The sequence below is a fragment of the Emticicia fluvialis genome, assembly GCF_024793945.1.
Classification (GTDB): domain Bacteria; phylum Bacteroidota; class Bacteroidia; order Cytophagales; family Spirosomataceae; genus Emticicia; species Emticicia fluvialis.
Genome location: NZ_JANUSD010000014.1, coordinates 37,802 through 58,609, shown reverse-complemented (window position 1 = coordinate 58,609; position 20,808 = coordinate 37,802). Strand labels below are relative to the sequence as shown.

Sequence of the window (20,808 nt, the reverse complement as noted above, 5' to 3'; positions counted from 1 at the left end):
GGCATCTACCTTTGTTTACAAAAAAAAGATGAGATGATACAGTCAGCACTTATTGAAAAATACAACACTTCTGCACCGCGATATACCAGTTATCCGACAGTTCCTTATTGGGACAACAGCAATTTTACCGAAGCCCAATGGAAAGAAAGCTTCATAAAAAGCTATAAAAATCAGAAGAAACTAAGTCTATATATTCATCTTCCATTTTGCGAAAGCCTATGCACTTTTTGTGCCTGCCATAAACGCATTACGCTCAATCATCAGTTTGAGGTTCCTTATATTGAGGCCGTTCTGAAAGAATGGAACCTGTACCGCAATCTGCTGAGAGAAGCACCTCTCATTGAAGAAATTCACCTGGGCGGTGGTACACCCAGCTTTTTCTCTGCCGAAAACCTGAAAGAACTCATTGAAGGCATCTTATCGGGTTCTAAAGTAAGCCCAACGGCAGAATTCAGTTTTGAAGGCCACCCCAACAATACCAGCGAAACCCACCTGCAAACCTTGTATGATTTAGGTTTCCGGAGGGTTAGTTTCGGTGTGCAAGACTACGACCACACCGTACAGGTAGCTATTAACCGCCTGCAACCATTCGAAAACGTAAAGAAAGTAACCGAACTGGCTCGCAAGATAGGCTATACCTCTATCAGCCATGACCTCGTTTTTGGCCTTCCTTTTCAAAATGTAGAGCAGTTTGAAAAAACCATCAGAAAAACCCTGGAGCTTGCCCCAGACCGCCTTTCTTTATACTCATACGCCCATGTGCCCTGGTTAAAAGGTAACGGCCAGAGAGGTTTTGATGAAAACAACCTGCCCAGCGCTACAACTAAACGCCAGCTATATGAACTGGGCCGTGCCATCTTTGAAGAAAACGGCTACCACGAAATAGGCATGGATCACTTTGCCCTGCCAAGCGACTCGCTTTTTAAAGCCGGAGAAGAAGGTTTACTTAACCGCAACTTTATGGGTTATACGACCACACAGTCTAAATGCATGTTGGGCCTGGGCGTATCAGCCATCAGTGATAGCTGGACAGCCCTTTCGCAAAACACCAAAAGTCTTGATGAGTACATACATCTGACAAAAAACAACATTTTTCCATTGCTCAGAGGCCACATTCAGACAGATGAAGATATGCTCTGGAGAAACTACATACAAAACCTGATGTGCCGCTTTGAAACTGAGTTTTCGTTCGATGATTTAGACCAACACCAGATAGAACAATTGCTGGCATTGAAAAACGATGGCATTATACTTTTAGAAGATAATAAAGTTAAAGTAACTGCAGAAGGCAAAACGTTTATCAGAAACGTATGCACTGTTTTTGATAAGTACATCAGCAGTGCGGGCCAGCCACTAAACAAAACATTTTCAAAGGCCATCTGATGATTTAATTCACAGACATTTATTTATTGAATCAGGAATCTGAAACATAAACATAAAATTAAAGCCGGACTTCTCAGAAGCCCGGCTTTAATTTTATATTCCCATTTAATATTCTCAGTACTTATAAACACGTTTCGTAACCTGTTTATCGGCAGTACGGATACTGATTGTATAAGTACCCTCTACAAAGTTACTCAAATCAAGGATATGCTCTTTCTGACGGGCATCAATCTTGGTTTTAATAACTTCTCTGTTCATTTTATCAATTACCGTTATCACAACAGCGTTATTCTGCATAGCTTCAGGTATAACCAATTTAACCGCGTCATTAGTTGGGTTAGGATAAACCACCCAGTTGTCAGCAGTACTTGTTGACACCGCCGCCACGGCTACTACAGCTGCAGAAGCTGCCGGTGTTGTTACAGAGGCCACATCTGAATAGTCTGAGTTACCTTTATTGTTAACGGCTTTCACACGGTACCAGAATTTCTTATTGGCAGTTACTGTTGAGTCAGTAAAGGTAGTAGTATTACGGCCCAGTGTAACTAAACCAGTAAACGCAGTACCATCTACCGAACGCTCCACAACAAAGTTCTCTTCTTTGTTTGAGTCATCACCCCATTTCAAAGCTACTTTAGTAGCAGAGCTGGCAGTTGCTTTCAAAGCGTAAGGTTTGTTTGGTGCCATGGTATAAACTGTTTCTACAGAAGAAACACTTGAATAACTTGATTCACCATATTGGTTGGTAGACTTTACTCTGAAATAATAAGTTACACCTTCTTCAATCGGTATACTCAGTACATCAGTTTTATTGGCAAGTACCTTCATAATGGTAAGGTCAATAGTAAAGGTGTTATCTTGAGCTCTTTCAAGAACGAAGAATTCTTCATCGTTTGAATTATCAACCCATTTAACTTTTATATTATTGTAACCAAGATTATCAACGCTCTTTTCAGACTCTAAACCTGATGGCGCCGTTGGAGGTCCTAAGGTTAATAGAGATACTATATTTGAATAAGGTGATGGGCCCTGATCATTAGATGCCATTACTTTATACCAGTAAGTTACTTTAGGTAAAGTAGTGTTATCTGTATATGAAGTATCTGATGGCGCAAGAGTAGCTAATTGAGTATAACCTTCACCAGCACCTGTTGCCGAACGATACACCATAATTTGTTTTGGTATTTCATAAGGACCAAACGTTGGGTTTTTCCAGGTTAAATCTACTCTGTTAGGCGTAATGCTTTTACCTTTCAGACCTAGCGGCGCAGGAGGACCCACTCTCGCCGGGGTAGTAACTTTCAATGGAATTGAAGCCTCACCTAATCCACCTCTGTTTCTGCCTCTTACACGGTAGTAATAAGTGGTACCTTCCCATGCATCAAGGTCATTATAGAAAGGTGCGTAAAAGGGCACACCGGTGGCAATAATAGACCAATCTGTATTATTTACTGAACGTTCAACCTGGAAATCCCAAACGATTGGATCGCGGTTTGTCCATTCAAGACGAACCTCATTCAAAGTCTGATAGGGCGAAATCAACAGAATTGGAGCTTGCGGAGGATAAGGCAATGTAAAGAAAACCGGTCCGAAAGTTGCAGTAGGTGAAAACCCTGTTCTATTCCAGGATGCTACCTGATACTGGACTTTGGAATTTTGCATTAAGGTATTATCAACATAGGTAACATTATATTCTTTACCTGTACTATCAGGGGTATTTATAAAGGCCACGTCAGTCCATGGGCCGTCATTCATACTACGTTTAATGATAAACTTGTTTTCGTTATCAGAAACATCCTTGAAAACAATGGTTGCAGTAGTTTGTGTCCAGCCATCGGCTACACCTACTATGCTCGGCGCTACTGGTAATTCCTGCATGGTGGTTACTGCAAAAAGCGGCGACCAGCAAGAATATCTGTGAAGGCTGTCGTTCGGTACACCCGTACGGATAGAATCTGTTGCACAGGTAGCAAAGCGTGTGTGCGCATACAGTGTATCTTTGGCTGCACGTACTGAAAACCAGTATTTCTTATTGGGGATAAGACCATTAAAATGGTAGGCACCATACGTTGTGAAAGCCTCAGTTGTGAAATAGTTAAAGTTCACGCCGTCGGTTGAGAAAGCAATCTGATACTTAACAGATTCAGTATTATTTGTTTTCCAACCCACATCCAGTTGAGACCCCGAACCAGGTACAAATGTCTTAACCAAATTAGTTGAAGTATTCAAAGGATTTACTGAATCGGCAACCGCAGGAGCACTTCCTGAAAATTCTCTACCTTTTGCCTCAACGTTCCAAAAAGCAAACATCAACAATAATAGAGATAGAAAGTAATTTTTTCTCATAGCCAAACTATTTTAGTTTTAGTATAAATGGGAGGATTTTCTTTGACGTAAATATATAATAATTTATTGATTTAAGTCTAATTGTTACCGGCGAAAATTATTTTACGGTTGGGAATTGTTTCAAGCCTTTGAAACAAACCATACCGTTATCACCCGAATGCCTGCCAATATAATAGCAGTTACCCTCAAATGAAAAAATTATTAAATTTTACCTGACTGCAATAACTGATATTTCAACGTTTACATCTTTAGGTAAACGGGCCACCTGCACCGTTTCTCTGGCTGGCGGATCTGCCTTAAAGTAGCTGCCGTAGACTTCATTGATAACGGCGAAATCGTCCATATTCTTAAGAAAAATGCTTGATTTTACTATATTCGTGTAGTCCATTCCGGCTTCTGCCAGAATATGCCCGATGTTCTCCATAATCTTTGCAGCTTCTGCACGCACGTCTCCTGCTGCTGCCAGCTCAAGGGCTATCTGCCCCGACATATACAAGGTGTCTCCTGCCAGCACTGCCTGGCTGTATGGCCCTATGGCAGCGGGCGCTTTCTCAGTAAAAATAATCTGTTTCATATAGTCAATTTTAATTTCAGACCAGATAAATACCGTCTTCTTCTATTCTAATTAATCGTTGTTTATACAGGCTTCCTATTGCTTTTTTAAAGGTTTTCTTGCTCATCTCAAGCTGATACATCACATAGTTGGCATCGCTCTTGTCTGTCAGGTCCAGAAACCCGTCGCTGGCTTTCAACTTTTCCAAAATCCGCTCTGCATTGGGTTCTACGTTGGCATACCCTTGTTTTTGCAGGCTTACATCAATACGGCTGTCTTCTCTTAGCTGCTTAATAAAGCCTTTCACCTTACTACCCAGTTTTATACGCTGAAAAACCTCATTTTCATAAATAAGGCCTTTGTATTTCTGGTTAATAACCACATTCAGGCCCAGGTTGGTTTCTTCAAAAACCAGCAGGTCTACTTCCTGCCCTTCTTCCAGTTCAATGTTTTCTTTTTCAAAAAACCGGTTTACCTTACACGAACCCACCAGTCTTTCGGTGTCTTCATCCAGATAAACATAAACGGCGCTCCAGTCGCCTACCTCCAGCTTTCTATTCTGCTCTTTAAAGGGCACAAACAGGTCTTTTTCAAGACCCCAGTCCAGAAATGCCCCGATGCCTGTAACAGCCATTACCTGTAAATAGGCAAATTCGTTGAGTTTTACTTTGGGCTCAAGTGTAGTGGCAATAATACGATCTTCAGAATCCTTATAAATAAACACCTCAATGTCATCGCCCACAATCACATCATCCGGAATATATTTTTTCGGAAGCAAAACATCGTTGCCGTCCTTATCTCCCAGATACATTCCTACACTTGTACCTCTCAGAATCCTTAAAGTATTTTTAACACCTAAATTGAGCATGTATATGTTGCTTAGTTAAATGCGCGCGCCACAATCAGTTCTTTAATGGTGCGGGCATCATCTTTTGTAAAGTTCTCTACAATAATTTCCTGCTCTCTGGCACGGGCTTTAATTCTGATAGTTGCAAAAAACACGCCTGAGTCAATCTCAACACCGGCTATGTCGTTATAAAAAACAAAACTCTCGCTGCTGCTAAGAACCTTTTTTTCCTTAAAAGTAACCCCCTTTTCGCTGAAAACAACTTCGTCAGGCAGCAAAGGGTTTCTAAAACTACTGGCCGTAAAGCGTTCATTCATGGTATTGGATCGTTTAAATAGTAGCCAGACACCCGGTTTAAAACGGCACGTAAACTACTTTTTTGGTTTCAAAAAACTCTTCCTCAAAATAATCAGACAAGTTATAGAGCTTATATTTACCACCAAACTCTGCCAGCTCTTCATCAAGGTCTCCCCCTTTCAGGTACAAAATCCCGTTTCTTAATTCATTAAACTGGTTTCGGGTTACTTTGTTCTGCACCCAGCCATAAAAGGGTTTAAGCCTTGTTACAGCTCTGCTTACAATAAAATCAAAATCGCTGGCCACGTTTTCGGCTCTTTCGTGCTGGGCTGTCAGATTTTTCAGGCCCAGTGCCGCGGCTACCTCGGTAACCACTTTTATTTTTTTCCCGATTGAATCTACCAGATGAAACTGGCAGTCAGGGAATAAAATAGCCAAAGGAATACCCGGAAAGCCTCCTCCTGTACCAACATCCAGAATTTCGGTACCGGGCTTAAACTGAATCACTTTGGCAATGCCCAGCGAATGCAGAATGTGTTTTTCGTACAGGTTTTCAATGTCTTGTCTCGATATTACATTTATCTGGCTGTTCCAGAAAGTGTATAGGTCCTGTAATTGTTCAAACTGAGCTCTTTGAGAGTCAGTGATTTTAGGAAAATATCTGGTTATTAAAGTTATGTCTGAGGGCATGGCAAAAGGCAATTAGAAAAAGTTTTCTTATCTCCACTTAATTTTTTTAGGGTTCGAGAAAACAGTAACAACACCGAAGATTAAATAATATACCGCGTATAGCAAGTCATAATATGGTATCTTAAATGAGCGGATGGTGTAACTGAGCTTTTTATTTATTCTGGCCAGCACAATCCATCTAACCAATAACCAGTAAAAAAACACTCCGGCTATCAGGCGCATCCAGTCAGAAAAAAGGTAAAAGTCCTGATAATTATATTTTTCAAGCCATTCTGCGGGTATTCTAGACCACTCAGGCGCTACAAACCAATCAGGCTTAAGCAATATTACAGGCACAAGCATAAACCAGCAAAGCATGTGGCTCATAGCTATGAGGCCAAGTAATAGTTTATCTCTGAGCTTATAGCGTTTGCCAACTGATAAGTGCCTGCGCTTTTGTTGAATCCACGAACTCCATGTCTTTTTAGGCTCCGAAACCATCTGGGCTTCTTCGCTTACACAAACGGCAACATTCCGTTTGTCAGACACCTCATTTACAAACAAATCGTCATCGCCGCTTAATAAGCCATGATGGCTCGCAAACCCGTTACTTGCCCAGAATAAATCTTTTCTGTACATCAGGTTTCTGCCAACACCCATGTAGGGTATTCCGGCAAGGGCAAAAGAAAGGTATTGAAGGGCGGTCTGAAAAGTCTCGTAACGAATAAGCGAATTAAGTCCTGAGCTGTCGTAACTGTAAGGAGAAAACCCAAGTACAATTTTTTTATCACCTGTCATTTGTGCCACCATCAGATCAATCCAGCGGTTGCTGGTTGGGCGGCAGTCGGCATCTGTCAGCAGAATTATTTCTTTCGATGCCTTCTTGATACCCATCGTTACAGCAAATTTCTTGGCTGTAAAGTGCGAAGGCAAAGACTCAATTCTTACAAAATTAACTTTTGAATACACCCCCTCATTGAAAAGCAGATAGTCGTAAGTACCGTCATGAGAGCGGTCATCGGCCACAATCACCTCAAAGTCCGGATACTCTTGTGCTTCAAGCAATGGCAGTAATTCTTTCAGATTCTCCAGTTCGTTCCAGGCAGCTACAACAATTGACACACCGGGTTTGCCGATTTCATTAGTTTCGGGTTCTGTATCAACGTGTGAAGCCAGACGTGTAAACACCCCAAGAATGAAAACGAGTTGGACAACAACAGCCGAGAAAAAGAGAATCGGTAGTAAATACTGCCAAAACACCATGAATCAAGAGTTTAGGTTTTAAAGTATGCAAAGATACAAATTCTTTAATTGAACAGTTTCTTAGCTAAAAATAAATAAATCAAATACGATTTCACTCTTAAGCTCTTAATAAACAGGGTAAATAGCAGTTTTTAGTCGAACAAAGGCCAGTTGGCGCCTAAAAAGAAAGTGCGTCTCATACCAGGATACACCGACCCCACAAAATATCCCTGTGCCGGGAAACCCTGATTGGCATGAGCAAACTTAAGAAAAACGCGAACCTTACTTATTTTAAGATTGGCGAACAAGTCTACTACCGGATACCCCCAGGCTTTTCGTCCGGTGGCGGCATCCTGCAGGTAAAACTGACGGTTAAGAGGCATGTAGTTGTCTGCCAGATACGCCGAACGATAATAAATATCCGCACCCAGATTGATATGCAGTTTTTTGGCATAAACAAAGTCGTGCGTAATGGTGGTATTGTTGGCAATAACAGGCATACGCACAATATCTTTTTTATCGGTAGCAGCCAGGTAAATCTGGTTGGCAATGGTTAACCGTTTCCAGCGGTACTCCAGTCCAAGGCCTGCTCTGGCTATATATACAGGCGCCGACAGTTGCTGCACCTGCGCGTTTTTGTCATAATACAGGTAGTTATCTACCAAAGATAAATAGGCCGCCGGCGACACCGTTAATCTTTTAGACCCGATGGCAGTGGAAGCATAGAAGTTGGAGGAATTCTGATTTAAAAGCCGGGTTGAACCGGTGCTTAAGGCAGTGCTGCTGGCCCTGTACCAGTTTCCGTCGTTATTAATGAGATATTCATCCAGAATGGTAGCAGGTATAGAAAGAATAGTTACGCCGGCCTTCAAACGAGGGCCGATATATTCTGACTTGATACGTACATTCAGGTTGCTTTGCACATTACCAAACTCAATTTCAGCATAGGCACGTTTCAGGCTGTCAGGAAAAAAGTAATTCGCCCACGCACCTGTAATTATCTCATGGTTGTATTTGTGCCTGAAAGTGGCATACCCATTCAGATTATCGTTAAAATCAGACGTCAGATTGTATAGCCGGTGTCGCAAATGCAGCCGGTATGAAAACCCACGATAAATGCCCTTGATGCCGACCTTGTTTTCTATCAGCCTGTATCTTAATGCTAAAGCCAGGGTGTCTTTAATAGCACTGAGGGCATCTGCATTGGTTGGCAGTAATTGTCGGTAATAGGTACGTTTATTAATGGTATCAGCTTTGAAACTGTAATCATGATAATAATCGGTTCGATGCTGGTAATCAATGGTATGATACACCTGAAACCCATTTGAAAGCTGGTATTGCTGATAAATATGAAATTCGTTGCGCCAGTCGCGGGCTACGCCGCTGGTTATTCTGGGCAGGTAACTCCGGTAATTACCCAGGTCTCCAACCTCTACATAGCCTATGCTGTCTACAAGCGGCTTTATGCCTCCCTGCTCAACTGGTGCATGATTAAAATGGTTGTAAGAGCCTAAAACGGTGTACCTGCCATCTTTTGACTCATAATTAACACTTACCAGGGCAGCCCAGCTATCTACCAGCCTGTCTTCACGGGAGGTGGGGGCTCCGTATTGTTTAGAGGTAGTAAGGCGTTTAACATCAAAAGTAGCATTTAGCCTGGGCTTTATATTCTGCGAATGCGTGAAATCAAGGTAGAGCATTCCCCCGCCCGACTGCGCGTAGTGCATGTTAGTATAAGGCGACTTGGTATTGTAATATTTGGCCTTGCGGGCATCAAAGGCATAAAAGCCGTAGGTATTAAAACCCAGTTGCTTGCCAATTTCTTCTGCCGGCTGAAAATACAAGGGTTTAATGGCGGAGCCAATCAGGCCCAGGTCCTGATACAGCCAGCCGCTACGCAGATTCCTGTCGAAAGACAAATGGAAACCCTCAACCGTTGAATCAGGATTATAGTATGTCTTACGGTTATTAAGGATATCTTCTTCCAGTACAAAGCGGGTGGTTTTCAGGCCGTAAATCTGCCTGGTTGAATCATCCAGGATTTGAGCATGGCAAAGGCCGTAGAAAAAAGTCAATAAAACAGTGGAGTATATCTTTTTTAAGCTCATGTGCCGCCAATTACTATAAAATCGATGCAATTTACGGCAAATCTTCGGATTTTAGACAAGCCCACTCTTAATAGTTCTTAAAATTGATGATTGTTTGTTCTGCCAAACTTTCAGCAGGTAAAAAACGTTATTACCAATAGAGTATCTTAACCCATTCAGATTGCCATGCCCGGTTTCCGTTTTTCAGAATTTAAGCCCGATATGAAGGGCAATACCAAATTTGAGCAGCTGCTCAATATTTTTCAGCAATTGCTGCTAATAACCGCCGGAGACGTTAGCCAGGCGCTAAGTTATATGAGCGACCTGGACCGCCAGTATCAACTAACTGACGACACATACGGTATGGCTGATTTTATTGAAGACCTGAAACAAAAAGGTTACATAACAGAAGAGAATCAGGAAGGGCAGCAATACCGCATGACAGCTAAAAGCGAGCAGGGAATAAGGAAGCAGTCTTTAGAAGAGATTTTCGGCAAACTGAAAAGAACAAAGTCGAGCGGCAGCCATCATACCCCCTACACCGGCACAGGCGACGAGATGAGCAGCGATGTAAGAGCATTTCAGTTCGGCGATTCGCTTGAGCAAATCAGCATGACAGAATCTCTTAAAAACGCGCAGATTAATAGTGGCATTGATGATTTTATGTTGCTGGAAAGCGACCTGGAAGTGGTAGACAGGGAGTCGAAAATACAGACCTCAACCGTTTTGATGATAGATATTTCTCACTCTATGATTCTTTATGGTGAAGACCGCATTACCCCTGCCAAAAAAGTAGCGCTGGCATTGGCGGAGTTAATCAGAACCAAATATCCAAAAGATACCCTTGATATTTTAGTATTTGGCAACGATGCCTGGCAGATACAGCTGAAAGATATACCGTACCTGGAAGTAGGCCCGTATCATACCAACACCGTTGCAGGCCTTGAACTGGCCATGGATTTGCTGCGCCGCAGAAAAACCAAAAACAAGCAGGTGTTTATGATTACCGACGGCAAACCTACCTGCCTGAAAGAGGGAATTAAATACTACAAAAACAGCTTTGGCCTTGACCGCAAAATTGTAAACAAAACCCTTACCCTGGCCGCACAGGCTCGCCGGATGGATATTCCGGTTACTACTTTTATGATCGCCTCAGACCCCTACCTTAAACAGTTTGTGCAACAGTTTACCGAGGTAAATAATGGCAGGGCTTATTACAGTAACCTGAACGGGTTGGGTGGTTTTGTACTGGAGGATTTCCAGAGAAACCGCCGCAAAAAACTAAAATAGAGGATTTTTGCCTTTTCTTATCTATTTTAGGCCTTTGTTTATAAATTGAATTGATAGAATGAGAACAAAAGAACGCTATAAAGCGCTGGTTTCTTACTTTACAGAACATTACCCGACGGCCGAAACCGAACTGCATTACAGCAACCCTTATGAATTACTGGTAGCCGTTATACTATCTGCCCAATGTACCGACAAACGTATTAATATGATAACCCCCAGGTTGTTTGAGCGATACCCTACACCTGAGAGCCTTGCCGTTTCAACAGCAGACGAAGTGTTTGAGTACATCAGAACCGTAAGCTACCCTAACAACAAAAGTAAGCATCTGGTAGGTATGGCGCGTATATTGGTAAACGAGTTTAACTCTGAAGTACCCAATACCATTGAAGCCCTGCAAAAAATGCCGGGCGTGGGGCGCAAAACAGCCAATGTAATTGTGTCGGTTATTTATAACCAACCTGCAATAGCGGTTGACACGCACGTGTTCAGGGTGTCGCACCGGTTAGGGCTGGTACCTAAAACCTCCAAAACGCCTTTAATGGTTGAAAAAGAACTGGTCAAGTATCTGCCGGAAGAAAAAATTGCCGTTGCCCACCACTGGCTTATTCTGCATGGCCGGTACATTTGCATTGCAAGAACACCCAAATGCGGTGAGTGCGACCTGAAGAGTTTTTGCAGGGCATACGAAACCGGAGATTTCAAGACCCCATCGCTTTAAGAAAGAAATACCTGATATTAGCCAATGGAAATTAAAAAACTGATTCAGACTTTTGCCCATCATGGCAAAGTTGAATGGATTAGCTATCGTCCCGGGCCTACTTCCAGAAAACCACTGGTAGTTGCAGACAGCATTGAAGTAACGGAAAAACAGGGCATTGTGGGCGACAGATACAGGGGGACGTCGCGCAAGAGACAGGTAACGCTGATACAGGCCGAACACATAAACGCCGTAGCCGGATTGCTGCAAAAAGAGCGCATTGACCCGGCTCTGCTGCGCCGAAACATTGTGGTATCGGGCATTAATCTGCTGGCCTTTAACGATGCCGCTTTTCAGATTGGCGAAGCAATTCTGCAAATGACAGGCTATTGCCATCCCTGCAGCCAGATGGAAGAAGCCCTGGGAACCGGCGGGTACAATGCCATGAGAGGCCACGGCGGCATAACCTGTATGGTAGTAAAAGGCGGAAGAATAAAAACAGGCGACCAAGTAAAACCATTGCCTGGGTTCAGCCCCCTGCTTTTTTAGCTTTATAACCCTCTTTCAACAAAAAGGCCAGAATTTTATCCCGGTGGTCTCCCTGAATCAGAATTTCTCCGTCTTTGGCCGTACCACCGCTGCCACAAAGATTCTGTAGCTTCTTTTTTAAGGCTTGCAGGTCATCATCTTTGGCTATCACGCCATCTATCCGGCTTACTACTTTATTACCGCCTTTTCTGTCAAGCCAGATTTTCAGATTCTGTTGTTGCGGTGCCAGTGTCTCCGGCTCTTCATCTTCGCCAAAGTTAAAGGTAAAGTCAGGGTCTGTCGAGTACACCACCCCTTCTCTTTGTTTCTTGTTTTTCATGTCATTACCAGCAGACTTTTCTGCTTAATAGATATCGTTAATTCGTCTGTTCCCAGTTGGCGGGGTTCTCCGTCAAAATGAATCAGTAATCGGTCTTTACCTTTTAACCTGAACAAGGTGCTACGGTAGCTTTCAGTAAAGGCCGACTCATGTATGGTTTGATTGAACAAGCTGTTTACCATGCCCGGCACCCCCCACAAAGGCATAGGGTTAATGAGGGTGCAGTCAATAAAACCGTCGTCTATTTGTGCAATGGGGGCTATATATGCGTTATTGCCAAATTGCCTGGCATTACCGAAAGTGATACTGAACACCTCATATTCATTTCCTCCAAAATGGCAGGCCACTGGCTTATAAGACCAGAACTCGCTAAACCCCGCTTTTACATAATTCATCAACCCCCTGCCTTTCATTCCGGCAAATACATAAGCGCATTGGGCATCAAAGCCCAGCCCGGCCGTGCAAAAAAATGGCATTTCGTTGGCATAGCAGGTGTCAATGGCTCTTAAAGAAGCATTATTCAATTGCTGAATAGCTTTTGCGGCATTCATTGAAATGCGCAACTCCCGAGCCAGCCCATTACCAGAACCCATAGGCAAAATACCCAGGGCTGATGAGCTGCCAACCAATGCCTTTGCGGTTTCGTTCACGGTGCCGTCGCCTCCCATAGCCACTATATAGGGCACCTCCTTAGCAGCAGCTTCGGCAGCTATATCGGTAGCATGACCAGCCGCACGGGTCTCAATAATACGGTGCTTATATCTTTGTTTATCTAAAAGGCTTTCAATCAGATTCACCACCTTCTGATGGTTCTTCACCCTACCCGAAAACGGGTTAACCACAAACCAGATTTCCTGCCTGTTCACAATTATTAAAATAAATTTATATTTTAGTGCAAATATAGTAACAAGGGCAGCAAAATGTCTGCCAAGTATCTAACATTATAAAAACTACTCAACCAAAGGTATGAAAACAATTATTGCAGCTCTGTTTTGCCTTCTACTGTCGTTACAGGTATCGGCACAAAATCAAAAAAATCGTCAGGAAGTTTTAAAGGTGCTGAGCCGCCAGAATGAAAACTGGAACAAAGGAGACATCAGGGCTTTTATGGAAGATTACTGGAAGTCTGACTCGCTGATGTTTATCGGAAAAAACGGGGTAATATATGGCTGGAAAGCAACGCTGGAGCGCTATAACAAAACATACCCCGACCTGGCTACCATGGGTAAACTGAAGTTTGATATTCAGAAAACTGAGTTTTACTCACCCACAACCTGCTGGGTGTTGGGCAAATTTCATCTTACACGCCCTGAGAAAGGAGATGCAGAAGGTTATTTTACGCTGATAATGAAAAAAATCAAAGGAAAATGGCTTATTGTATCAGACCACACCAGTTAATCAGCCGGCTTTCATAAATTTAGAAACTGTATCCAGAAAAATTTCTTTTCTGCGGCGCGAAAGGCTCACCTGGTGGTCTTCCTGTAGTTTCACCAGCAGCCCTTCGTGTATCTGGTAACCCGTTACAAAGTTTAAATTAACCATGTACGATTTATGGGTGCGGAAAAAATCATAGCAACTGAAACGCTTTTCCAGTTCTTTCAGCGTTTTTGACACCAGCAGTTTTTCGCCGTCCTGCAAAAACACTTCTGTATAGTTTACATCTGCTTTCAGGTAAAGAACCTGTGCCGGATTTACCTTCTTTTTTCCTGCCAGTTTTATTGAGGCATTTTTGTGTAGATTTGTTTCCATAGTTATTGAGATTTTTAGCTTTTTATCTTAAAGACTCCTAATTTCTCTCAATAGTTGTAACAAAACCAATAAAATTATTAAAATAATCAAGATACCACCGCTTAATTATTTTTGGTGGTATCTTTAGGCGGAAACGTAATCACATCCTGCTGAATGGTGTTGGTTGTGTCGGGGTTGATATCTAAAGAATCAGACTCCAGAATACCGCCAATATCACCTCCGCAATTCTGATATTTCTTGTTGATTGTTACTCTTGGTTTTGGAAATGGCCCCGGCACATACCCCAGTTTTCTGTCGGTATAAACGCTTTGCATAAACTTACCGAAAATAGGAAGCGCAGAACGAGAGCCCTCACCCATACGCGAACGGAAATGGATACTTCGGTCGTCGCCTCCTACCCACACGCCGCAAACCAGGTCTTTGGTAAAGCCCATATACCAGGCGTCTGAATAGTTAGAGGTTGTTCCGGTTTTTCCGCCTGCCTGCCCGCCGTTGGCAAACAAGGCACTGCTGTATTCCCATAAGCCCTGCGATGTTCCCCCCGGCTCTTCTATACCACCGCGTAGCATATATTGCATCAGAAATCCTGACTCCGGGCTTATTACCTCACGTTTCTTTATTTCGGTTTCAAAGATAACCTTGCCCTTTGCATCTTCTATTTTAGCTACCAGGGTAGGCTCAACGTATTCGCCGCCGTTGGCAAAAACACCATAGGCAGCAACCAGTTCATATAATGACACGTCTGACGACCCAAGCCCGATAGAGGCCACAGGGTCTAGCGGGGTGGTAATACCCAGCTTGCGGGCGTAAGAAACCACCGTTGATGGTTTTACTTCGTCGGTAAGTTTGGCGGCTATTGAGTTAATTGACTTGGCCATCGCTCGTCGCAGAGTCATACTGGCATAAGTAAACACGCCGTCCGCATTTCTGGGAGCCCAGGTTTTGGGTTCGCCTTTTTCAATCCATTCTTTTTTAAACGGTTCATCAATGCGTCTATCGCAAGGCGACAGATTCAGCGGCCCATCAATGGCCGATACATACACAAATGGCTTAAAGGTTGACCCCGGCTGGCGACGCCCCTGCCGAACGTGGTCATATTTAAAATAATTATAATCTATGCCACCAACCCAGGCTTTAATATAACCATTGTAAGGGTCCATGGCCATCATGCCAGTCTGTAAAAACCGTTTATAGTGCACAATTGAGTCAATAGGGCTCATGAGCATATCTTCTTCTGACGCACCCTCTTTACCCCACACAAAAACCTTGGTCATTTTTTTCTTTTCATACATATAGTAATGAATCGAGTCGGCATTATTACCGAATTTCTGAACCAGACGTTTGTAAATTGGTGTTCGTTTGGCTACCGTATCTATATAACCCGGAATCTCCTGCCCGTTCTCATATATCCAGGGGTTTTTACCTTTCCACTCAGTATCAAAAATCTTTTGTAAACGACGCATGTGGCTAGAGACCGCATTTTCGGCGTAGTCTTGCATGCGTGAGTCAATAGTGGTATATATCTTCAGGCCATCTTTGTACAAATCCAGGTCTATTTCATTATTTTTGGCCCAGTTTTCAATATATCTGGCAAGGGCGGTTTTAAAATAATTCCCACGGCTGTCGGCATCAATTTCTGTGTCTACCACCAGCTTAATATCTGTTTTGCTCAGTTCGTCGGCTTCTTTCTTACTTAATGCTCCGTTATTGGCCATTAACTGCAAAACCGTATTGCGGCGTTTTAAAGCATTTTTTGGATTTCTGATCGGGTTATACAAAGTAGTACCTTTTTGCAGCCCCACCAGCACGGCTGCTTCTTCGGCTGTAAGCTTATCCGGCTCTTTACTGAAATACGTACGGGCGGCAGTTCTGATACCATAAGCATTATTTCCGTAGTCGACAGTATTCAGATACATCGTCAGAATTTCTCCTTTCGTAAATCGTCTTTCAAGCCTTATGGCCGTAAACCACTCTTTGGTTTTGTACACAATGGTGCGCAACACAGGCACATAATACAGCAAACCGCGCATTTCGCTGCGGCGTGTATTATATAGGTTTTTGGCCAATTGCTGTGATACCGTACTACCACCCCCACGCTCGCCACCGCTAAAGATACCAACGGCTACACCGCCCATCGACCGTAAGTCGATACCTGAGTGTTCAAAAAAACGTTTGTCTTCGGTGGCAATAAGGGCTTTAAACAACCAAGGCGACATCTGTGCGCTATCAACTGTCTGCCGGTTTTCGGTGTAGAATTTGCCGAGTTCAACGCCATCGCTTGAATAAATAGTAGAAGACTGCGCAATTTTGGGGTTAGTCAGCTGCTCTATACTGGGCATACCGCCACACAACCACAAAAAATTGGTTTCAATACAGAACCAGTAAAACAGCACAAACAGCACAACTCGGGCCGTAATTTTATAAATACGCTTGATAACCAAAAAGTACTGACCCTCCTGGTCAAATTTTGACTGAAACGCGCTTTTCAGGTCATCAATTACTTTATAAAAAGTAGCTACAACCCATTCAATTCGTTTTTCACCAAATATTTTGCTCAATAAACGATAAACCTGATCTAACAACCATCCCCAGGAATCGCTGATTTTTGCTGCTGCGTCTGTCAAAAATTGCCTGTCAAGGCGTTTTCTATTTTTTTCTTCCATATTTAAATATTTCGCCGAAAACCCAACAAATAACTAAATTCTGATGCAAATAATCAAACAAACCGAAAAGGTTTTTTAGATACTTAACCATTTAGTAAAAAAGCATGGTTATTTATGTATTTAAGCCGAAGCAATTACAACAAAGCCAGGCGCATGCTTGTTAAAGATGTGTATATCCACATAAAACTTATCAATTATTATGAATCTGATACCTGCCGACAAACCGCTTGAAAAAGAATTGCTGCCGCTGTTTACACAATCTATCTCATTTCAGATGCCTGCTACCGGGAAAGACTTTCTGGTAAAGGTTATTCCGTGGCTGCTTGTGCTTATGATACCCATCTATATTATCAGTATAGGCCTTAATTCCATTGGCAGCCTTTTCAGCGCTTTCTCTGCTCATTTGCTGGCCTCATTAGCCATGCTGTTTGTTTGCCTTGGCCTTATTTGCAATCTGTTATCGCTTAGCGGTATGTTTAAAAGGCAGCGTCAGGGCTGGGTTTACAACTATTATGCTTTTCTGTTTTCTCTGGCTGCAGATTTATTCTATCTGCAATTTATTGAGGCCATTCTCAGTTTTTTGTTTTTCGGGTATCTGCTTTTTCAGATACGCAGTTATTATAAATAAGTACAGAAGGGTTTTCAATTATGCCTTACGTCTGAATCCATTAAGAATTCTTATTGGATTCTTTATTTTTTGTGCCTTTCATGAATGAATAAGTCCATTTATATATATTTCTTTATTACTTTTGAATTGACCATTATTTTTGAGCCACTAAACCAAATAAACCAACCGTGAATAACATTTTAGAAGTACACAATGTTGTGAAACGCTATGCCCAGCACACGGCTCTCAACGATGTAAGCATTAATGTTCCGAAAGGCGTAATCTTTGGCTTGCTAGGGCCCAACGGAGCCGGAAAGACCTCACTGATACGTATTATTAATCAGATTACTGCTCCCGACGAAGGGTATGTGTTGTTTGACGGACAGAAACTCCATCCTGAACACATCAAGCAAATCGGGTACCTGCCGGAAGAACGCGGGCTTTACAAAAAAATGAAAGTCGGCGAGCAACTGCTGTATCTGGCACAGCTTAAGGGTTTGTCTGAAAAGCACGCCATGGAAAAGCTGAAAGAGTGGTTCATTAAGTTTGACATCAAGACCTGGTGGACAAAAAACGTAGAAGACCTCTCAAAAGGTATGCAGCAGAAAATTCAGTTTGTGGCTACTGTGCTGCACGAACCGCAGTTGATTATTCTCGACGAACCTTTCTCCGGTTTTGACCCCATCAACGCCAATCTCATAAAAGACGAGATTCTTGAACTGAAAAAGAAAGGCACTACCATTATATTTTCAACTCACCGCATGGAATCGGTTGAAGAACTCTGCGACAACGTAGCGCTTATCAATAAATCGCACAAGGTTTTAGACGGGCCCAAGAAAGAAATCAAAGAACAGTTTAAAACCCATACGTATAATGTTGAGTATACGGGCGACCTTACCAATCTGTTTGAAGACTTTGAAGTTTTAGAGACACAGACCATTGAAGACAACTACAAGAAGTCTACGTTAAAACTAAAACCTGAAGTACCTGTTAACAAGCTGGTAAGACAACTGATAGACAACGTAGAACTGCGCACCTTTGGCGAGAACATACCAAGCATGAACGATATCTTCATTGCTGCCGTGAACGAGATTCCGCAATAAACCATCTGGCCGATTTTGTTTTAAATCAAAAAGCACAAACAACTATGAAGAATATTTTCCTGGTTCTGAAAAGAGAATACCTGACAAGAGTCCGCAAGAAGTCATTCATTGTTATGACCATCCTTGGCCCGCTGTTGATAGCCGCCTTCTACGGCATTATCGGCTGGACGGCCATGTCGTCAATCAGCCTTAAAAAAATTGAGGTAATTGACCAGAGCAATCTGTTCAAAGAAAAATTTAAGAATTCAGAAGAACTGAATTATACCTTTTCGGCAGAGGCGCTGGAAAATGCAAAAAAAAGCTTTGCCAAAAGTGGCTATGATGCCCTTGTTTTTATACCCAACGACATCATGACTAACCCCAAGGGCGTAAAGATTTTTTCAGAAAAGAGTCTTTCAATTGAGCTGCAAAGGGGTATTGAAAAGAATATTGAGCGTGAAATAGAAACGATTAAACTAACCGAAGCCGGTATTACGCAAAAAGTGCTGGAAGATGCCAAAATGAACGTAAGCAGCGAGACCATCAGCCTGAGTGCCGAGGGAGAAAAAAGCAACAGCTCGGTGGCTGCAACTGTAATTGGCTATGTTTGTGCCTTTTTGATATACATTACCGTTTTTATTTTTGGAGTGCAGGTAATGCGTAGCGTAATGGAAGAAAAAACCAGCCGTATTGTTGAGGTGATAATCTCTTCTATTAAACCATTTGAATTGATGATGGGTAAAATTATAGGTGTGGCGCTGGTGGGTCTTACTCAGTTTGCACTCTGGATTCTGCTCACGTTTGCCATCACAACCGCTGTAACTTCATTGTTCGGCGAGAAGTTTTCAGCCTCGCCCGAACAACGTCTGGAACAGGTTAAAAAGATGCCACAGGCACAAGAAATAGAAAAACAGGTTGTAAAAGAAACAAACGGTGGCAGCCCTTATGTAAAAATAATGAATGCCATTCAAACGCTTCCCTGGGTTACAATTCTGGTTTGTTTTATTTTCTACTTCCTGGGCGGATACCTCATGTACAGTGCTTTGTTTGGCGCTATCGGTTCGGCAGTAGATAGCGAGACGGACGTCCAGCAGTTTATGTTCCCTATTACCATGCCTATTATATTCTCTATTGCCATAGCCCAGTTTGTAATACGTGAACCTGATGGAGCCCTGGCATTCTGGACCTCCATGATTCCGTTCACCTCACCAATTATTATGATGGTTCGTATACCATTCGGCGTACCAACCTGGCAGATCATCCTGTCAATGGTTATTCTGAGCGCGGGCTTTATTGGCACCACCTGGCTGGCTGGCCGTATTTACCGTGTAGGTATTCTGATGTTTGGCAAAAAACCAACATTTAAAGAAATTGGTAAATGGATATTTTATAAAGGTTAAGATGGATTCAATACCTATATTACTTGAATTGAATATCCAATTAGGGATGCTATAGCAGTAGAAAAAGGAAGATTAACGAGTTTTTGATATCCCGTAGGGATACCATATAAGTAGAAAAACGAGCATTAACGAGTTGTTTAATATCCCGTAGGGATGGTATATTAATATACCGTCCCTGCGGGACTTTTTTTGTTACCAATATTGATATTTCTACTGATATATTATCCCTACGGAATATTTTTTGTATTCTTAAACCAGTTACAACCCCAATAAAAAATTAGGGTTTAAACATATTGCTGCATACTTCGCTTTGTCTTCTTCAGCACACACCCCGGGGAAATCTCCACTATGCCCCACCATATCTGTCATCACCTGAAAATGCAAATGTGGCGGCCAATCGCCGTTATCAGGGTAATTACCTATTTCGCCAATCTTTTCATCAGCAGTTATGGGCTTACCTTCATAAAGATTTTCTAACGAGCTTAAAGAAAGATGCCCGTAGAGTGTAAACAATGGCTTACCCTCATATTCATGTTCCAGAATAATCGTCGGCCCGTAGTCGCCAAACCCGGCATTATTTTTAAAGCTGTGCACCTGGCCATTTAGTGGCGCATAAACAGGGGTACCGGCTTTAGCCCAAAGGTCTACCCCCAGATGTATATTTCTTGGCACCTCACCAGACTTCATAAAATGGCTGCTGCGCCGGTAAATAACCCGGTTTTCCATATAACCGCCTATTCCCATTTGTGCTCCGGCCGCATAAATACGGTTGAAAACATAATCAGAAAAACCGGCTGTATTTACCAGATCAAGGGTGGCTAAGTCGGTATTGGCGGCTGTGAAATCGAGCCTGACGAACGAGTCGATACGTAATACTTTAGACATGGGCGTTTCAATCAGAATAGAATTGCAATGATAACGCTTAAAAACAAAAAATGCTTTATTAAGCACGTTTTGCTCAATAAAAAGCGCTTTTGAAATAAAAATAGCTAAAAAATAGCGTCCTTTGCAGTTGTTTAGAATTACCC

20 protein-coding genes are annotated in these 20,808 nt (G+C 42.5%); 8 read left to right on the top strand and 12 right to left on the bottom strand.

Going from position 1 to position 20,808, the window contains the following annotated elements:
• The first annotated feature begins 33 nt into the window (after positions 1-33).
• Positions 34-1,383: an oxygen-independent coproporphyrinogen III oxidase gene (hemN, locus tag NZ848_RS16185; RefSeq protein WP_259016387.1), complete on the top strand. Its 1,350-nt coding sequence runs from the start codon at positions 34-36 to the stop codon at positions 1,381-1,383.
• A 114-nt stretch (positions 1,384-1,497) separates the two neighbouring features.
• Here hemN and NZ848_RS16180 read toward each other — a convergent pair whose 3' ends face one another.
• From NZ848_RS16180 to NZ848_RS16150, 7 genes are all read right to left on the bottom strand, one after another.
• The gene (locus NZ848_RS16180) at positions 1,498-3,729 is read right to left on the bottom strand and encodes a T9SS type A sorting domain-containing protein (RefSeq protein ID WP_253527571.1); all 2,232 of its coding nucleotides are present in this window, start codon (positions 3,727-3,729) and stop codon (positions 1,498-1,500) included.
• A 208-nt stretch (positions 3,730-3,937) separates the two neighbouring features.
• Complete coding sequence (locus NZ848_RS16175) at positions 3,938-4,303, bottom strand: Rid family detoxifying hydrolase (RefSeq protein ID WP_101725822.1); 366 nt, start codon at positions 4,301-4,303, stop codon at positions 3,938-3,940.
• Between the two features lie 16 nt (positions 4,304-4,319).
• Positions 4,320-5,150, bottom strand: coding sequence for a CvfB family protein (locus NZ848_RS16170; RefSeq protein WP_259016386.1), 831 nt, complete (start codon positions 5,148-5,150; stop codon positions 4,320-4,322).
• A gap of 11 nt (positions 5,151-5,161) precedes the next feature.
• Positions 5,162-5,446, bottom strand: a complete 285-nt coding sequence (locus NZ848_RS16165; RefSeq protein WP_259016385.1) for a PH domain-containing protein — start codon at positions 5,444-5,446, stop codon at positions 5,162-5,164.
• 37 nt (positions 5,447-5,483) lie between these two features.
• Positions 5,484-6,116, bottom strand: coding sequence for a 16S rRNA (guanine(527)-N(7))-methyltransferase RsmG (gene rsmG, locus NZ848_RS16160; protein ID WP_259016383.1), 633 nt, complete (start codon positions 6,114-6,116; stop codon positions 5,484-5,486).
• Positions 6,117-6,143: 27 nt separating this feature from the next.
• Entirely contained in the window at positions 6,144-7,358 is a 1,215-nt protein-coding gene (locus NZ848_RS16155; protein ID WP_253527614.1) for a glycosyltransferase, read from the bottom strand.
• 131 nt (positions 7,359-7,489) lie between these two features.
• Positions 7,490-9,412 carry a putative porin gene (locus NZ848_RS16150; RefSeq protein WP_259016382.1) on the bottom strand — a complete coding sequence of 641 codons (1,923 nt, stop codon included), beginning with the start codon at positions 9,410-9,412 and terminating at the stop codon, positions 7,490-7,492.
• 198 nt (positions 9,413-9,610) lie between these two features.
• Here NZ848_RS16150 and NZ848_RS16145 point away from each other — a divergent pair, with 198 nt between their 5' ends.
• From NZ848_RS16145 to NZ848_RS16135, 3 genes are read left to right on the top strand one after another with little or no spacing between them, the layout of a single operon-like run.
• The gene (locus tag NZ848_RS16145) at positions 9,611-10,714 is read left to right on the top strand and encodes a vWA domain-containing protein (RefSeq protein WP_253527617.1); all 1,104 of its coding nucleotides are present in this window, start codon (positions 9,611-9,613) and stop codon (positions 10,712-10,714) included.
• Between the two features lie 58 nt (positions 10,715-10,772).
• Positions 10,773-11,432, top strand: coding sequence for an endonuclease III (gene nth / locus NZ848_RS16140; RefSeq protein WP_259016381.1), 660 nt, complete (start codon positions 10,773-10,775; stop codon positions 11,430-11,432).
• 24 nt (positions 11,433-11,456) lie between these two features.
• Positions 11,457-11,960 carry an MOSC domain-containing protein gene (locus NZ848_RS16135; protein ID WP_259016380.1) on the top strand — a complete coding sequence of 168 codons (504 nt, stop codon included), beginning with the start codon at positions 11,457-11,459 and terminating at the stop codon, positions 11,958-11,960.
• Here NZ848_RS16135 and NZ848_RS16130 read toward each other — a convergent pair.
• Both NZ848_RS16130 and NZ848_RS16125 read right to left on the bottom strand, forming a co-directional pair.
• Positions 11,941-12,279, bottom strand: a complete 339-nt coding sequence (locus NZ848_RS16130; RefSeq protein WP_253527625.1) for a translation initiation factor — start codon at positions 12,277-12,279, stop codon at positions 11,941-11,943. The two genes, NZ848_RS16135 and NZ848_RS16130, sit on opposite strands and share 20 nt — an antisense overlap.
• The gene (locus NZ848_RS16125; RefSeq protein WP_259016377.1) at positions 12,276-13,145 is read right to left on the bottom strand and encodes a diacylglycerol/lipid kinase family protein; all 870 of its coding nucleotides are present in this window, start codon (positions 13,143-13,145) and stop codon (positions 12,276-12,278) included. The genes NZ848_RS16130 and NZ848_RS16125 overlap by 4 nt, the downstream gene beginning before the upstream one ends.
• 100 nt (positions 13,146-13,245) lie before the next feature.
• On the opposite strand from NZ848_RS16125, the gene NZ848_RS16120 reads away from it, so the two are divergent.
• Positions 13,246-13,677: a YybH family protein gene (locus NZ848_RS16120; RefSeq protein ID WP_259016376.1), complete on the top strand. Its 432-nt coding sequence runs from the start codon at positions 13,246-13,248 to the stop codon at positions 13,675-13,677.
• Here NZ848_RS16120 and NZ848_RS16115 read toward each other — a convergent pair whose 3' ends face one another.
• Both NZ848_RS16115 and NZ848_RS16110 read right to left on the bottom strand, forming a co-directional pair.
• Positions 13,678-14,028, bottom strand: a complete 351-nt coding sequence (locus NZ848_RS16115) for a LytR/AlgR family response regulator transcription factor (protein ID WP_259016374.1) — start codon at positions 14,026-14,028, stop codon at positions 13,678-13,680. It abuts the gene before it with no gap.
• A 101-nt stretch (positions 14,029-14,129) separates the two neighbouring features.
• Positions 14,130-16,691: a transglycosylase domain-containing protein gene (locus NZ848_RS16110; protein ID WP_259016373.1), complete on the bottom strand. Its 2,562-nt coding sequence runs from the start codon at positions 16,689-16,691 to the stop codon at positions 14,130-14,132.
• Positions 16,692-16,890: 199 nt separating this feature from the next.
• Between NZ848_RS16110 and NZ848_RS16105 the strand changes: the two genes are divergently transcribed.
• From NZ848_RS16105 to NZ848_RS16095, 3 genes are all read left to right on the top strand, one after another.
• Positions 16,891-17,319: a hypothetical protein gene (locus tag NZ848_RS16105; protein WP_259016372.1), complete on the top strand. Its 429-nt coding sequence runs from the start codon at positions 16,891-16,893 to the stop codon at positions 17,317-17,319.
• Between the two features lie 167 nt (positions 17,320-17,486).
• The gene (locus NZ848_RS16100; protein WP_259016371.1) at positions 17,487-18,401 is read left to right on the top strand and encodes an ABC transporter ATP-binding protein; all 915 of its coding nucleotides are present in this window, start codon (positions 17,487-17,489) and stop codon (positions 18,399-18,401) included.
• Between the two features lie 44 nt (positions 18,402-18,445).
• Positions 18,446-19,780, top strand: coding sequence for an ABC transporter permease (locus NZ848_RS16095; protein ID WP_259016370.1), 1,335 nt, complete (start codon positions 18,446-18,448; stop codon positions 19,778-19,780).
• 258 nt (positions 19,781-20,038) lie between these two features.
• Here NZ848_RS16095 and NZ848_RS16090 read toward each other — a convergent pair whose 3' ends face one another.
• The gene (locus tag NZ848_RS16090; RefSeq protein ID WP_259016453.1) at positions 20,039-20,665 is read right to left on the bottom strand and encodes a peptidoglycan DD-metalloendopeptidase family protein; all 627 of its coding nucleotides are present in this window, start codon (positions 20,663-20,665) and stop codon (positions 20,039-20,041) included.
• Between the last annotated feature and the right edge of the window lie 143 nt (positions 20,666-20,808).

What these genes read in the sequence shown, in the direction of transcription:
- NZ848_RS16105 (WP_259016372.1), top strand. Translation starts at nt 16,891, where the DNA reads ATGAATCTGATACCTGCCGACAAACCGCTTGAAAAAGAATTGCTGCCG.
- rsmG (WP_259016383.1), bottom strand. Translation starts at nt 6,116, where the DNA reads ATGCCCTCAGACATAACTTTAATAACCAGATATTTTCCTAAAATCACT.
- NZ848_RS16145 (WP_253527617.1), top strand. Translation starts at nt 9,611, where the DNA reads ATGCCCGGTTTCCGTTTTTCAGAATTTAAGCCCGATATGAAGGGCAAT.
- hemN (WP_259016387.1), top strand. Translation starts at nt 34, where the DNA reads ATGATACAGTCAGCACTTATTGAAAAATACAACACTTCTGCACCGCGA.
- NZ848_RS16155 (WP_253527614.1), bottom strand. Translation starts at nt 7,358, where the DNA reads ATGGTGTTTTGGCAGTATTTACTACCGATTCTCTTTTTCTCGGCTGTT.
- NZ848_RS16130 (WP_253527625.1), bottom strand. Translation starts at nt 12,279, where the DNA reads ATGAAAAACAAGAAACAAAGAGAAGGGGTGGTGTACTCGACAGACCCT.
- NZ848_RS16115 (WP_259016374.1), bottom strand. Translation starts at nt 14,028, where the DNA reads ATGGAAACAAATCTACACAAAAATGCCTCAATAAAACTGGCAGGAAAA.
- NZ848_RS16090 (WP_259016453.1), bottom strand. Translation starts at nt 20,665, where the DNA reads ATGTCTAAAGTATTACGTATCGACTCGTTCGTCAGGCTCGATTTCACA.
- NZ848_RS16170 (WP_259016386.1), bottom strand. Translation starts at nt 5,150, where the DNA reads ATGCTCAATTTAGGTGTTAAAAATACTTTAAGGATTCTGAGAGGTACA.
- NZ848_RS16165 (WP_259016385.1), bottom strand. Translation starts at nt 5,446, where the DNA reads ATGAATGAACGCTTTACGGCCAGTAGTTTTAGAAACCCTTTGCTGCCT.
- NZ848_RS16095 (WP_259016370.1), top strand. Translation starts at nt 18,446, where the DNA reads ATGAAGAATATTTTCCTGGTTCTGAAAAGAGAATACCTGACAAGAGTC.
- NZ848_RS16120 (WP_259016376.1), top strand. Translation starts at nt 13,246, where the DNA reads ATGAAAACAATTATTGCAGCTCTGTTTTGCCTTCTACTGTCGTTACAG.
- NZ848_RS16135 (WP_259016380.1), top strand. Translation starts at nt 11,457, where the DNA reads ATGGAAATTAAAAAACTGATTCAGACTTTTGCCCATCATGGCAAAGTT.
- NZ848_RS16110 (WP_259016373.1), bottom strand. Translation starts at nt 16,691, where the DNA reads ATGGAAGAAAAAAATAGAAAACGCCTTGACAGGCAATTTTTGACAGAC.
- NZ848_RS16175 (WP_101725822.1), bottom strand. Translation starts at nt 4,303, where the DNA reads ATGAAACAGATTATTTTTACTGAGAAAGCGCCCGCTGCCATAGGGCCA.
- nth (WP_259016381.1), top strand. Translation starts at nt 10,773, where the DNA reads ATGAGAACAAAAGAACGCTATAAAGCGCTGGTTTCTTACTTTACAGAA.
- NZ848_RS16180 (WP_253527571.1), bottom strand. Translation starts at nt 3,729, where the DNA reads ATGAGAAAAAATTACTTTCTATCTCTATTATTGTTGATGTTTGCTTTT.